This window comes from Pantoea sp. (assembly GCF_039594315.1).
In the GTDB taxonomy this organism is placed as follows: Bacteria; Pseudomonadota; Gammaproteobacteria; order Enterobacterales; family Enterobacteriaceae; genus Pantoea.
This window is the reverse complement of record NZ_JBCNNP010000001.1, coordinates 54,902-69,573: the sequence shown is the minus strand read 5'-3', so window position 1 is coordinate 69,573 and position 14,672 is coordinate 54,902. Positions and strand designations below refer to the sequence as shown.

General features: G+C 54.1%; 11 protein-coding genes. 5 read left to right on the top strand and 6 right to left on the bottom strand.

The features are described from left to right. The first annotated feature begins 329 nt into the window (after nucleotides 1–329). The gene (locus ABDW13_RS00265; protein WP_343550365.1) at nucleotides 330–2,309 is read left to right on the top strand and encodes an autotransporter domain-containing protein; all 1,980 of its coding nucleotides are present in this window, start codon (nucleotides 330–332) and stop codon (nucleotides 2,307–2,309) included. Nucleotides 2,310–2,667: 358 nt separating this feature from the next. After that, entirely contained in the window at nucleotides 2,668–4,545 is a 1,878-nt protein-coding gene (locus tag ABDW13_RS00260) for a hypothetical protein (protein ID WP_343550364.1), read from the top strand. Nucleotides 4,546–4,587: 42 nt separating this feature from the next. Here the strand turns inward: ABDW13_RS00260 and ABDW13_RS00255 are convergent, their stop codons facing one another. After that, entirely contained in the window at nucleotides 4,588–5,916 is a 1,329-nt protein-coding gene (locus tag ABDW13_RS00255) for a glycoside hydrolase family 10 protein (RefSeq protein ID WP_343550363.1), read from the bottom strand. Between the two features lie 210 nt (nucleotides 5,917–6,126). Between ABDW13_RS00255 and ABDW13_RS00250 the strand changes: the two genes are divergently transcribed. Next, a complete protein-coding gene (locus ABDW13_RS00250) occupies nucleotides 6,127–6,453 on the top strand; it encodes a hypothetical protein (protein ID WP_343550362.1) in 327 nt (108 codons plus the stop codon). A 34-nt stretch (nucleotides 6,454–6,487) separates the two neighbouring features. On the opposite strand, the gene gabP is transcribed toward ABDW13_RS00250, so the two are convergent. Both gabP and gabT read right to left on the bottom strand, forming a co-directional pair. Next, nucleotides 6,488–7,882 (bottom strand): GABA permease, encoded by a 1,395-nt coding sequence (gene gabP, locus ABDW13_RS00245; protein ID WP_343550361.1) that lies wholly within the window; start codon nucleotides 7,880–7,882, stop codon nucleotides 6,488–6,490. A 102-nt stretch (nucleotides 7,883–7,984) separates the two neighbouring features. Continuing rightward, nucleotides 7,985–9,247: a 4-aminobutyrate--2-oxoglutarate transaminase gene (gene gabT, locus ABDW13_RS00240; protein ID WP_343550360.1), complete on the bottom strand. Its 1,263-nt coding sequence runs from the start codon at nucleotides 9,245–9,247 to the stop codon at nucleotides 7,985–7,987. A gap of 109 nt (nucleotides 9,248–9,356) precedes the next feature. Here gabT and ABDW13_RS00235 point away from each other — a divergent pair, with 109 nt between their 5' ends. After that, complete coding sequence (locus tag ABDW13_RS00235) at nucleotides 9,357–10,841, top strand: PLP-dependent aminotransferase family protein (RefSeq protein WP_343550359.1); 1,485 nt, start codon at nucleotides 9,357–9,359, stop codon at nucleotides 10,839–10,841. Between the two features lie 82 nt (nucleotides 10,842–10,923). On the opposite strand, the gene ABDW13_RS00230 is transcribed toward ABDW13_RS00235, so the two are convergent. After that, nucleotides 10,924–11,787, bottom strand: coding sequence for an aldo/keto reductase family oxidoreductase (locus ABDW13_RS00230; protein WP_343550358.1), 864 nt, complete (start codon nucleotides 11,785–11,787; stop codon nucleotides 10,924–10,926). A 97-nt stretch (nucleotides 11,788–11,884) separates the two neighbouring features. Here ABDW13_RS00230 and ABDW13_RS00225 point away from each other — a divergent pair, with 97 nt between their 5' ends. Then, nucleotides 11,885–12,799, top strand: coding sequence for a LysR family transcriptional regulator (locus tag ABDW13_RS00225; RefSeq protein ID WP_343550357.1), 915 nt, complete (start codon nucleotides 11,885–11,887; stop codon nucleotides 12,797–12,799). 70 nt (nucleotides 12,800–12,869) lie between these two features. Here ABDW13_RS00225 and ABDW13_RS00220 read toward each other — a convergent pair whose 3' ends face one another. Together ABDW13_RS00220 and ABDW13_RS00215 are read right to left on the bottom strand one after the other, a co-directional pair. After that, a complete protein-coding gene (locus ABDW13_RS00220) occupies nucleotides 12,870–13,493 on the bottom strand; it encodes an ANTAR domain-containing protein (protein ID WP_343550356.1) in 624 nt (207 codons plus the stop codon). Then, complete coding sequence (locus tag ABDW13_RS00215) at nucleotides 13,490–14,650, bottom strand: transporter substrate-binding domain-containing protein (RefSeq protein WP_343550355.1); 1,161 nt, start codon at nucleotides 14,648–14,650, stop codon at nucleotides 13,490–13,492. The genes ABDW13_RS00220 and ABDW13_RS00215 overlap by 4 nt, the downstream gene beginning before the upstream one ends. Nucleotides 14,651–14,672 lie beyond the last annotated feature (22 nt).

The window sequence follows — 14,672 nt, the reverse complement described above, 5'->3', positions numbered from 1 at the left end:
CTGATGTACGCGATGAAGCGTTAACATAAGAAATGATTGTAGTACGATTAATTAACATTGTACTACAATATGGATCACAAAATGGAACATGACTCGGATTAGTACTCCACCACATTCATGCTGCGACGGTATTGGATTAAGCGCAGCGATGGTTAACTTTTTTAATGATTTTCCCCTAAATTGGCTGCCGTTGCTGGTATTCCTCCGCCTTCCTGACTAAACCTTAAAGCGTCCTTGTTAACACCTTGTTTCTTTCCGCATCGCTGATGCGAATTTTCTGGCGTGCGTTGCTGCTGTGACAGGCGCATGCCATTTTCATGGAGTTGATGATGAAAAAACACCAATCCGCGCTTTCGGCCGTGGCGCTTGCCACCTGCACCGCATTACTCACGCCGCTGCCCGCAGCGGCATGGGACAGTTTGACCGTTTTTGGCGATAGCCTGAGCGACAGCGGCAATGTCGGACGCTTCACCTTCGATGGTGCGCAACATCCGCTTTACGACGAAATTCTCGCCGCCCATTTAGGGCAAGATTTACAGCGTTCTTCGCAAGGCGGCAGTAACTACGCGCAGGGCGGTGCAGTGTCGGTACCAAAACTCGATCCTGATTTAAATACCCAGGATCAACTTGCCAGTTACCTGCAATCCACCGGCGGGCGTGCCGATAGTAACGGATTGTATATTCATTGGGTTGGTGCCAATGACATCGCGGCGGCGGTAACCAATCCGCTGACAGCCACCGAAACCATCGGCAACAGTGCGAACGCCAGCGTAGCGCAAATCAAAACCTTGTTAGACGCCGGAGCGGGTGCGGTGATTGTGCCGACCGTGCCGCAGCTCGGATCGACGCCGTATATGATTCAGACGGTGCTGCGTGCACTGGGCACGGCAGCGACGCCAGCGATGGTGGCGGCCTTCCAGTCGCTGGATAGCGTTACCACGCCGGATGCGGCAGCACGCCAACAAGCGGTGCAGGATGCATTTACTCAGGCGGCGGGCGTGGTATCAACGGTTCCGGCGGTGCGCGATGCGCTGGCGCAGCAGCTTTATGCGGCCTGGCAGAAACTCAGTCAGCAGGTAACTGCATTGTCCGATGGCTACAACCAGCAGGAAGAAGCCGGGCTGGCAACGCTCAACGGCAATATCGTGCGCGTCGATATCGCCGGATTATTCAGCGAAGTGATCGCCAATCCAACGCAATACGGTTTAAGCAACACCATCGGCATTGCGTGCCCGATTGGCACCTCGGCAGATGAATGCCAATCCAGCACGCCGGGCTTCTCAACCGCGCAGGATTATCTGTTCGCTGACCGCTTGCATCCAAGTCCAGCGGTGCATGCGATGATTGCCGATTACATTCAGTCAATTCTGGATGCACCGGCGCAAGTGGCGGCATTGTCGAAAGCGCCATTGATGATGACGCGTGATATGCAAAACACGCTGGATGGCCATTTGCAGCAGCAGCGTCAGCAACCAGCCAGCGCTGGACAATTCACCGTATTCGGCGGTTATGCCGGGCAGCATGTGGATTATCAAGGCGATGCCTGGAACAATGGCAACGCCAACAGCGCCAATCTCACGCTGGGTATTGGCTATCAGCTCACCGATAACTGGCAAACCGGCGTGCTGTTCTCCAACAGCAATCAGCGTCAGGAACCGTCGTCGAATTACGATTACAAACTGCGCGGCAATTTAGTGGCGCTTTATAGCCAGTTAACGGTATTTGATCAGGGTTGGATCAACGCCGATCTGCACTATGCCGATCTCGATTTCGACAGCATCGAGCGTGATATCCACATCGGCCCGGCGACACGCACCGAGCAGGGCAATACCAGCGGTAAATTGCTCGGCATGCGGCTACAAACCGGTTGGACGCTGCCACTTGGCGATCACTTGAGCACCGGCCCCGTTGCCAGCTATGCGCTGGATTACGGGCGCGTCGGCGGCTATCACGAGAACGGCGACAGCAGTACCTCGATGCGCTATTCCGATCAAACCACCCATTCGCAAATTGGTTCGGTGGGCTGGCGTGTTGATAGCAAACAGTGGCTGATTAATCCGTGGGCGCAGATCAGTTATAACCACCAATTTGGTGATACCGATTCGACGGTGCGCGCCGGATTGAAATCCACCCAAACCTCGTTTGAACGCAGTATCGAAGCCGGGGATAAGAACTGGCTGGATATGTCGGTGGGTGCCAACGTGCCGCTGGGTGAAACGGTGAATGCGTTTGCTGGGGTTTCGGCGGTCGGCGGCAACAGTGATTATCATCAGGTCACCTGGAACGTCGGGGTTAATGCCACGTTTTAATCTAGCAAGGCCAGTAACTCGTGGTTACTGGCCTTATGCAAATTTTGGCTAAACAAAAAACACGCAACGCCTTAATTATTCGCGAGATTATTGTATTCCCGCGTTAAGCTGTTTCCTTTTCCCAAGCCATTTCCCCCGCGTAAGTCGATCCAGCTTTAGCAATAACTTGCCTGCGAAAACTCTGTAAAAATTAGCGCTCCCGCTGCGCTTTTAACCGTTAATCATCACGTTACTTTGGCATATCTTTATCGAGTCAATTTTAACCCGTAATTATGACTGGCACTCCTCAACACATTAATTATCAGTTACTTATACTCGATGTGGCAGTTACTTCTCTTATCATTTCCGGGGTAAAACTATGACCAACGCTTCCAACAATGTGAATCCTACGCCACAAAATGCCGTTGCCGCCACCGCGCCCGTTATCCAAATTACCGATGTCGCGACGCTTAAAGCGACAGAACCTTCCGTGGGCGGAGAACTGGCCACGGTGCTGGAATACACGCGCGGTACTAAGGCTGGCGGTGGCGTGTTTGTGCATGACGCTACTGATACCACTTCGGTGGATGATGGTGGACTGGTTTTTGTTACACCGAGAGGAAAGCGCTGGAAACGTGTGGTGTTGGATTATAACTCGGTTACCGTACTGGATTTTGGTGCGGTGCCTGATGGTAAAACCGATTGCATCGAAGCGGTTAAACGTATGTATACATGGTCGCAGCGCGTATTACCTGCAGCTGGAATACGCTTCACAGCAGGCGTATTCAGCATGTCGACCTTTGATATCTCAGCCAAAGAGATCAATCGCTTTAAGGTTTCTGGCGCCGCCGTCACCTTTGGTTATTTCCCCACCACCACGCTGGTATTTAACTGGGCAACTCAACCGCGTGGTGAGCACTTCTTTAAAGTTCAGGCGCGTTACGCGGAAATATCCGGACTGGTGATTAAAGGGATGAGTTACAGGCCCGGCGGCTCGATGTGGGGCGATGGCGATGGCGGCACGGCGGTGAATACGGTGGGATTTTTTAAGAACACCATTGTAGGCGGCCAATTCCTGCGCGTCAGTAGTATGGAGTTCCGTTATCTCGGCGGTAAAGCATTGGATTTGATTGATACGCTGGATTGTAAAATCGATCAGTTTTATTCGCGCTGCTGTCAGGACAGCCTGATTTATGCCCGTTGGTCGGATCGTGAAGCGGGTGCGTGGGATCATAGCACCGCGATTGAACTCTCCAACTTCAATCTGCAATTTGGTTACAACAACAAACCGGTATTCGACCTGCCGCGCTGTACGCAATCGTTTATTCGCAACGGCTGGATCGAGCATTCGGATTACGCTGGCGATCTCACCAATGGCCAATGGGTCATTGAAGGGCTGGCAATTGAATCAACCACCAAACCATTACGATTGGGCTATTGCCGCGCCACGATAATTCAAAAAAGTATTCACAACCAGAGCGCCGGATTTGATTACAGCACCGATGGTTTGGAGGAGTGGAAGCTAATTGGTGAAGGCGATCGTGGCGTACTGGAATTGTCGGATTGGGGCGTAATTACTCAAAGCTTAAATTACGATTTCATTAGTTCACCGCACCATATGGATAATCGCACCGATGCCAATAAATGGTTTTATGTGGGCGAATTTAATTTCTCTGATGCCACTTCGCAGATACATGTGCGTGTGGTTGGCACCGCACAATATTTATCTCAAAGTGAAACGCAAACTGATTACAGTTTCCGCACGCCGGAAGGCGCGGCAAATATCTATTTGCAGGCGCGAGCCGAAGGCGACTCTATTGGTAGTTGGTATGCTGAAGGTTCAAGCCCAGTAGTGAAAGTGCATATCTCCGGCAATGGTGCCAGAACCAAGTTGTATGTGAAAATCGCCGCGTATACCGGTTTCTCCACCGCGCTGGTCACCACCAATGGCAAGGATCGTTATCAGGCTGGATTGTGCTTTATCTTCCGTAAAAGCTTTACGGCTTGCACCGCGCAAGAGAGCGCCACGCTGGATGCGGCAAAAGTGGTGGCTTTCGAACAACACTGGATCGGAAATAAGGACGTTGGCTTTGGCTATAACAACAATAAAGAGTTGTTATTACGGGGCGAAGTGATTAAAGGGGAAGTCGAAGAATATGAACCCGGTAAATATCGCACGCGCCGGTATTTGAAGGTGCGCGTCAATGGTGAGGCGTGGAGTATTCCATTAAACGACGCTACCAATCCATATATCTAAATATCAAGCCAGCAACTGGGGTTGCTGGCGTTTATTATGAAATTAACTCCCCCAACGGCTGCGCAGATAATTAACGGCTTGTTGGGTTTGTGGCTGATTGAGGTAATTCTCGCGGAATAAAATCGTGCCGTTGATTTGTGGCACAGATTCATTGAGATCGAGCTGTTTTTTCAGTTCGGGCACGCCGCCATTTACCGTCCAATCCGGCTCGCTTTTCGAGGCTTCGCCGACTTTATATAGCGCAACGCCGATATACAGCCGCGTGTGCGTCGGTTTCACCACGTTCGCCCACCAGTTTGCCAGCACATCGTAACGTGCGGCCTGGCGTGCAAATGGCCAATAGATTTGCGGCGCGATGTAATCCAGTAAGCCCATCTGCACCCAACGGCGTGTATCGGCATAAGCTTCATCGTAAGCCGCTGCACCGCGCGTATCGGAACCGGCAGCATCATGGGAAATATTGCGCCACACGCCCGCCGGGCTGACGCCAAACTCAACGTTAGGTTTGAGTTGTTTGATGGTGCGCGACACTTGTTCGATCAGCTGCAAGGTGTTGTTGCGACGCCAGTCGGCTTTCGAGGCAAATCCCTGACCATATTGGCGGAACGTGGCGTTGTCATTCAGCGTTGAATCGGGCGTTTCGGTGTAGAAATAGTCATCAAACTGCACGCCGTCGATGGCGTAATGTGACACCACTTCAGCCACGATGCTGGTGATCCAATCGCGCGCGGCAGGAATGCCGGGATCGAGCACAAAGCGGTCGCTGGCGGTGCGGATCCAGTCGCGATGTAACACAAACACGCTGGCAGGATTGAGCGACAAAGTATTATTAAGCGCGTTAACCGTGGACGGTTTGACGTTGGTGGAGACGCGATACGGATTGAGCCATGCATGCACTTTCATGCCGCGTTTATGCGCCTCATCCAGCATAAATTGCAGCGGATCGTAGCCGGGATCTTCACCAATTTTGCCGGTCAACATATCTGACCACGGCAGGATTTTGGAGTGCCACAACGCGGTGCCATCGGGTTTGACCTGGAAAAATACCGTGTTAATGCCCAGGCTTTTCAGTTTATCGAGTTTATCGATCAACGCTTGCTGCTGCTGGTGGATGCGATTGTCCGGGCTGGCGTTCACTGAGTTAATCGGCGGCCAGTCGAGGCGCGAAACCGTGGTGAGCCAAACGCCACGCATCGGTTCCTGGCGGGGAAGCGGTTTGGTGGGCAACGGCGTTTTGCTTACCGGCGGAAAGGGCGTCACCAGCGATTTTGGCGGCGGCGATGAGCAACTGGCAAGCAGCAAGCCTAGCGTAAGCAGCGTGACTGATTTTGCAGCGAGAAAGCGTGATGAACCGGCGATGATAAACTCCATTTCTTACGAATTACCGTTCGAGGAGCATCATTCTCTTATCATGCCGACTAAAGTCAATATAATGCGCACCGCATCGGAGCGGCGCAATTTATTGCGCAATGCCTGGATGGGCAGCGAAATACCATGAAGATGCGCGATAAATCGCGCCGCTACGATACATGCGGTCAATGACCCATATAGATTTCTATTTAATCGAGGAACCCAAAACCTATGCAATATGAAGACCTTTATCGTCGTATCGGCCAGATCGTCTATAGCTGTGGCCCGGAAGGCGCGCGGGAATTGATCGTGCAGGCTGAGTTATTTACCGACGGTGATGGCGGGCAATATCAGTTCGATTACATTGATGAAAAGGGTGAGCCAGATTGGTTTGAACCCGATGCGCGCGCAATTGGCGATCTGTCTGAGGCGCTGAAAGATTTTCAGCAGTATTTCATCGACAACAACATGACCAATGGCTTGCCGGTGTGGCGAAAATGCGTGGTGACGCTTAACGTCCCGGAAGAGGCGATCAGCATCGACGTGCAATACGATTAAATGATTCCGCGGCATCCTTGCCGGGATTGCTGCGTTATGAGCGGACAGCCACCATCTCGGCGTTTTTACGTGTGGCACGTTTGCGCTGCACAATTTGGCTGGCGACGATCACCGCCAGCGTCAACAAACCGGTGGCGATAATCTCTGAGCGGTGTTGTGGATTGAACAGCATGGCAATCAACACGCCGACGATGAACACCATGGTTGCCCACGTCAATCCTGGGAACAGCCACATGCGGTAACTGAGTTTCTCGCCGCGCGCTTCACGCTTTTTGCGCAGGACTAAATGCGACGCGGCAATCACCAAATACACCAGCAGGGCAATCGCGCCGGAACTGGCGAGCAGGAACTCAAATACCGCGCTCGGTGCCAAATAGTTGGCGATCACCGCGAGGAATGCGGCGGCGGTGGAAAACAGTACGGCAACCCACGGGGTGCCGCTGCGCGTGGTGCGGGAAGCGATGGCAGGTGCATCCTGACGACGCGACAGCGAGTAAATCATGCGCGAGGCGGTATATAACGCCGAGTTGAGACAGCTGCACACCGCAATCAGCACCACCACATCAACAATCTGCTTGGCATACGGCAGATTCATCATCTGCATCGCGGTTTGGTACGAACCGGCTTTCATCAGCGAGGGTGTGTTCCACGGCACCAACGCCACCACGATAAAGATCGACAGCAAATAGAACAGCGCGATACGCCAAATCACTGAGTTGGTGGCTTGGGTGATCTGCTTCTTCGGCTCACGCGATTCGGCGGCGGCAATCGTGACAATCTCGGTGCCCATAAACGAGAACATGGTGGTGAGAATCGCCGCCAGCACCGCGCTGATGCCGTTCGGCATGAAACCTTGCGTATCATACAGATGTGAAATTCCTTGCGTGCTGCTGCCCGGCATCAAGCCAAACACCGCCAAACTACCGGCACAGAGAAATGCCACAATCGCCACCACTTTCAGCAGGGCAAACCAGAACTCAAACTCACCGTAGTTCTTCACGCTGAACAGGTTACTGATGGTGAGGATCGTTGTGATCGCCAGCGTGTACTCCCACACCGCCACTTGCGGAAACCATGAATGCAAAATGGTGCCTGCGGCGTTGGCTTCCAGTGGAATGACTAAAACCCAAAACCACCAATAGAGCCAACCGATGGTGAATCCCGCCCAGCGGCCGAGTGATTTGTCGGCATAGGTGGAGAAGGAGCCGGAATCTGGCGCAGCCACCGCCATTTCGGCCAGCATGCGCATAATCAACACCACCAGCGCACCGGCGGCGATGTAAGCCAGCAACACCGCTGGACCCGCTTCAGCAATCGCATGCCCCGAACCGACGAACAATCCAGCGCCAATCACACCACCAATTGACAACATCCGCACATGACGCGGTTTCAGGCTTTGCGCCAATACATCAGTATTCTGTGAACTCATCAAAATTTCTCCAAAGCGTCTCTCAAGCAGTGTGTTACACCGCCCGTTTGCAACAGGTGAGAAGCCCAGCCCGGCGCGCGAGCTGGGAAGTGAGACAATGCGCTACGAATCGAAATGCGGGCTCAGCACGCTGCCGAGGATATCCAGCGCCTGCGCGAATTGCGCATCCGGAATGGTGAGCGGATAGAGGAAGCGGATGACATTGCCTTGCGGGCCACAGGTGAGCAGCAGCAGGCCGCGTGCCATCGCTTGTTGTTGAATGGCTTGCGCGGTTTGTGCCGACGCGAATTCCACCGCGATCATCGAGCCAAGACCTCGAATATCGGTGATCGCTGAACAATTACTGCACGCGCTGTGCAAAAAATCAGTCAACTGCGCGCCAAGTTGCGCCGAGCGTTCACACAGCTTTTCGTCTTCAATCACATCCAGCACCGCGTGAGCGGCGGCAATCGCCAGCGGGTTGCCGGCATAAGTGCCGCCCAAACCGCCAGGGCCAGGCGCATCCATGATCTCTGCACGACCGCTCACCGCCGAGAGCGGCATGCCGCCCGCCAGGCTTTTCGCCATAGTGATGAGATCGGGTTTCACCGCGTAATGGTCCATAGCAAACAGCTTGCCGGTGCGGGCAAAGCCGGTTTGCACTTCATCGGCGATCAGCAGAATGCCGTGTTCATCTGCCAGTGCGCGTAAGCGGTTGAAGAATTCCGGCGGTGCGACGTGGAAGCCGCCTTCACCTTGCACCGGCTCCAGCACAATTGCGGCAACGTCTTGTGGCGCGATGTCCTGGGTGAAAATGTCCTGCAAACTGGCCAGTGCGTCGTCGGTGCTGATACCCGTCACGCTATTGGGATAACGTGCGTGCCATACCGAAGCGGGCATTGGGCCGAAATCACGTTTGTAAGGTGCCACTTTGCCGGTCATCGCCATGGTCATAAAGGTGCGGCCGTGAAAGGCGTTGCCAAAGGTGATGATGCCGTGACGACGTGTGGCGGCGCGTGCCACTTTCACCGCATTTTCCACCGCTTCTGCGCCAGTGGAGAAGAACGCGGTTTTGGCTTTACCGGCGATTGGCACCACGCGATTGAGGCGTTCCGCCAGCGCGACATAGCTTTCGTATGGCGTCACCTGGAACGCAGTATGGGTAAATTTTGCTAACTGATCGGCAATCGCCTGCACTACGCGCGGATGGCGATGACCGGTGTTCAGCACCGCAATGCCGCCAGCGAAATCAATCCAGCTATTACCTTCAATATCGCGCAGCGTGGCGTTTTCTGCCTGCTCTACGTACCACTGACAAAGATTGCCGTTACCGCGTGGCAGGGCATCATCTTTGCGTTGTTGCAACTGGCTGTTTTTACCTTCCATAACCTTTCCTTAGCGATAAGCATCTTTACAATTCGCGACAAACACGCTTATTTATCCCTGCGCTGCGGTATGTTGCCAGAGCCACTTTTAGAGAAAAGGATGGAGCCAATTGCGGAGTTTGTACGCCGATCATGTATTAGAACGATTGCAGTTCATGCCGGAAGGAACCTTGCAGCAGCGTCTGTTGGCCTGCATGCAAGCGGCTATCGTTGAAGGGATTTTTCCGCGCGCTACACGCTTGCCTGCCACGCGTGATTTGGCGCGCGAGCTGGCGGTGTCACGCAATACCGTGCTGAACGTGTATGAAAATTTGATGGCGCAGGGTTACGTTACAGCTCGTACTGGCAGCGGCACGTGGATTGCGGAACATTTGCCGGAAGGATCGCTCAACACGCCACGTAATCCGGCGGCAAATACGCCTTTGGCGGCAAAACCGGCGGCGATCTCCAAACGCGGTGCATCGTTGCTCGGTCATGCCAATGCTTCGCCGTATCAGTGGGGCGCATTTGTACCTGGCGCGCCGGATGTCACGCAATTCCCGCATAAACTGTTCAGCCAGATTCAAGCGCGTTTGAACCGTGAACCGGATGTTGAACGGCTGATTTACAGCAGCAATGGCGGTTGCCCACAACTGCGCCAGGCGCTGGCGGAATATCTCAGCGTGGCACGTTCGGTACGCGCCGATGCCGATCAAATTATCATTACCGAAGGTATTCATCAGGCGGTGGATTTGGTATCGCGCGTGTTGTGCGATCCCGGCGATCACGTGTGGATTGAAGAACCAGGTTATTGGGGGACGCGTAACTTACTGCGCATAAATGGGCTGAAAATCAATGCGATTGCGGTGGATGAACAGGGATTAATTCCCGATTTACCGCCGCGCAGTCGTGCACCAAAGATGATTTTTGTGACACCGTCACACCAATATCCACTCGGCGTGCATCTTAGTCTTGAACGGCGTAAGCAGTTGCTGGATTTGGCGCATAAACACAAAACCTGGCTGGTGGAAGACGATTACGACAGTGAGTTTCGTTTCTCCGGCCAGCCGTTTCCGTCTTTGCAAGGTTTTGAACCGAATGCGCCAGTGATCTACATGGGCACTTTTAGCAAGACGCTCTATCCGGCGCTGCGTCTTGGCTATCTGGTGGTACCGAAAACTCTGGCGCAGCCGTTACGCGTGGCGGCCGCAGAACTGTATCGCGGCGGGCATTTGTTGGTACAGCGTGCGTTGGCTGAATTTATCCAGAAAGGGCATTACATGGCGCACGTGCGGCGCATGCGCAAACTTTACAGCCAGCGCCGGCGCTTTTTAATCAGCCTGATTGAACGCTATCTTGGCGCGGCGTTTTTGCCGCTGGTGAATCATGAAGCGGGATTGCATTTGGTGATGAATCTGCCAAACGGTTGTGACGATGTGGCGGTGGCAGGATTGGCGTTGCGGCGCGGCGTGAAGGTGCGGCCGCTATCGCAATATTATATGCATCCGCAGGAACGACGCGGGCTGCTGCTGGGTTTTGCCTGCGTTGATGAACGGCAATGCCAGGATGCGTTTGGTACGTTGAAAGGATGTTTGGCGGAGTTAGGGATTATTTGATAAAGAGGTCACCATAAATGGCGACCCTACAACAAAATGACGCGTTTTTCGTAGGGTCGCCATTTATGGTGACCTGGTAAGCTTATGGTTGTCCGATGCTGTCTAAACGCTGCACGATTTCAGGCGTTAATGTCACCTTCGCGCTCGCCAGGTTTTGCTGCAAATGCTCCGGCGACGAGGTGCCCGGAATCAGCAAAATATTCGGTGAACGTTGCAGCAGCCACGCCAGTGCCACTTGCAGCGGCGTCGCGTTCAGCTCATTCGCGACGTCAGTCAACTGATCCGACTGCAAAGGAGAAAAACCGCCGAGCGGGAAGAACGGCACGTAAGGAATACCTTGCGCCGCCAACTGGTTAAGCAACGCTTCATCATGGCGATTGGCGAGATTATAAAGGTTTTGCACGCAGGCAATCGGCGTCATGGCTTGCGCATCGGCCACCTGTTTGGCGGTAACGTTGCTTAGCCCGATGTGGCGCACCAATCCACGCTCTTTCAGCTTGATCATCGCTTCAACCTGCGGCTCCAGCGAACCTTCTTTCGGGCCGTGCACGTCGAGCATGGAACGCAGATTAACCACTTCCATCACCTCAAGCCCAAGATTGCGCAAGTTATCTTCCACCGCTTGCGTCAACGCTTCCGGGGTAAATGCTGGTAACCAGCCGCCTTTTTCATCGCGACGTGCGCCCACTTTGGTCACGATCACCAGGTCATCGGCGTAAGGATGCAGCGCTTTTTTAATCAATTGGTTAGTGATATGCGGGCCATAAAAATCGCTGGTATCAATGTGATTGACGCCTGCGGCAACCGCATCACGTAAAACCTGCAATGCGCGGGCTTCATCTTTTGGCGGACCAAACACGCCCGGTCCCGCCAGCTGCATGGCACCGTAACCGAGTCGTGCAACCTGGCGATCGCCAAGTGTGTAAGTCAATGCGGGATGAGACATGGGAAGCTCCTTTGTCAGTGTGTGGTTAGATTGTAATCGCTGAACGGCTGTGCAACTATCCGCACAAAACAGGACACAGTGTACGAGGTAGCGAACAATGGCATTGGATATCGCATTGCTGCATGCGGTAGTTTCGGTAGCGAAAGCCGGTGGGTTTCGTGAAGCGGCGCGTATGACCGGCAGTAATCCTTCACGGATGAGCGATGCGGTGCGGCGTGCCGAAGAGCAGCTTGGCGTGCGGCTGTTTAACCGCACCACGCGCACTGTGGCGTTGACCGAAGCTGGCAGGGCGCTGATGTCGCGCTTGTTGCCAGCGATGAACGAAGTGGATGCTGCACTGGATGCGCTGAATACTTTTCGCGACACGCCGGGCGGCACGTTACGTTTGAATGTGCCGGTCAGCGCGGCACGTTTGGTGTTGCCAGCGATTGTGCCGGGATTTTTGCAGTGTTATCCCGATATCCAGTTGGAAATAGTCGCAGAAAGCAACGTGCAGGATATTTTCCGCGACAGCTGTGACGCCGGGATTCGTTATGACGACCATCTGGAGCAAGATATGGTGGCGCTGCCGATTGGTCCGCGCACCCAGCGTTTTGCGCTGGCGGCTTCACCTGACTATTTGGCGCAACACGGCACGCCACAACATCCGCGCGATTTAATGCAGCATCGCTGTTTGCATGGACGTTACGCCACTGGCGTGGTGGCGGAATGGGAGTTCGCTTGTGGCGAGGAAACGGTGCGACTGCAACCCAAAGGCCCATTGATATGCAGCATCGGCGCGGCGATGGATTTGACCGTGGAAGCGGCGATTGCCGGAAGTGGCGTGGTCTATCTGTTCGAAGATTGGATCAAACCCGCATTACAAAACGGCAGCTTGCAGCCGCTGCTGCCCGAATGGTGGCTGAGTTTTTCCGGCTTGTGGTTGTATTACAACGATCGCCGCCTGATCCCTGCGCCGTTACAGGCGTTTCTGGATTATGTGCGTGAGCTAAATGAGCGCACGAAACCGTAGCGGCGCGATTTATCGCGTTGTGTTGACCTGGCATTCAGCCCATCCAGGCATTGCGCAATAAATTGCGCCGCTATGGATGGTGCGGCTGTTCAGATTGCAGCAACTTTAATAGATTCAACCACGGCTGGCTGTCGTTAAGCAGCTCGCAACTGAGGTTTTCAATCGTCATATGCTGCGCCATCGCCGCGCGGCGCAGCAGGTTATACGCATCGTCTTCCTCCAGCTGTAATTCGCGCATCACCCGCAGCTGAGCGGAAAACAAAAACTTGCGCGCGCGCAGGCGCTCTTCCTGACGTTTCAACTGCGCTTCCAACTGATTGATGCGTGCGGCGCTATCGAGTGCCAGCGTGAATGCGGTCATCACGCCATCGAAACGCACCGGTTTGCGCATGTAGCTGTCAATCTTCTGCTCGGTGATCCATTGTAAGCGCGACGGCGTTTCCATCGCGGTGAGCACCACTTTCGGCAGCGCCGGCCACGGCAGCTTGTGTGTCGGGTGAAACAGTGCCGGATTATCACCATCAAACACCAACAGTTGCTGCTCGATTAACTGTGCGTCGCTGGGAAATTCCGCGTGAAAGTCACCTTGAATGCCCATGCGCGCAAACTGCTGCGCCAAATGTTGATTATCGCGTTCGGAGCAGCCAATCACGCACACTTTTAGTCCGCGCATTTGCACGTTTTTTCGACTCATGCGCTTTCTCCGCCGTCCGCCAAATGATCAATATCGGTCCACGCCAACCACGGGTCGGGTTTCACCGGCGCGGATTGCTGCCAGAAGCTTTCCAGCTTACCGTTGTGACAGCGCGCCAGATGTGGCGTGAGCCAGCAGTGATTGTTATCGGCGTCGATGTGAACTGGCCCAGCGGGGGAATCCATCTCATCCTGCAACACCGCATGACGCACACCTGCAACTTCATCACTGCCGTGACGCGCGATGGCGCGCGCCAGCAAATGTCCCGCCAGCCAGGCGCTTTGACTATCGACGGAAGGTGACACCTGATCGCCAAAGCGTTGGCGATAGCAGCGCAGAAATTCGCGATTGGCGGCATTGTCGATGCTTTGGAACCAGCTAGCTGAAACCAGATAACCTTCCAACGGTGCGGCACCAATCATCTGCACTTCCGGTTCACATAACGTCAGGCTGAGTTTAAGCGGTTGGTTCAACCACGGTTGTTGCAGGCTGGCTTGATGCCACGCGCGATAGAAGCTGTACGCGCTTTTGCCGACCATGGTGTTGAGGATCACTTTCGGTTTGCGTGCGAGGATATCGGCGATCACCTCATCAACGTTCTCCTCACCAAGTGGCAACAGTTTGCTTTCCACCATGCTGCTGCCAGCGGGAATCACCGCTTCACGCGTGATACGATCCATTTCCCACGACCAAACATAATTAGAGCCGACGTGATAAATCTCGGCATCTTGCTGTTGCAGCAGCCAACGCAGCAGCGGGATCACATGTTGATTGGGCGTGGCACCAAGATAAATCACGCTGTTGCTGCTTTCGAACCCCTCATAACGTGCCGGATGCCACAGTAGCGCATTGGCGGCTTCCACCAGCGGTAAAATGGTTTTGCGCGACGCGGACGTGTAGCAACCAATCAGATGACGCACGCCGTGGCGATGCAGCAGGTCGTGACAATATTCATGATATTTATCCAGCGATCCGCCGGGATCGCGCACCACGGGCGCCAGCGTAAAACCGTAGGCTGGATTGGCGTTGATCTCTTCAATTGCCAGCAAAATACCATTGAGCATTTCACGGCCGATCACCGCGTAATCGCCGGATACGGAATAGAGGATGCCAATCGGAATGACGTTTTTGGCAAGCGGCGGCGCGGTTGGGGACATATAAACTCCGTAGATAAAATGG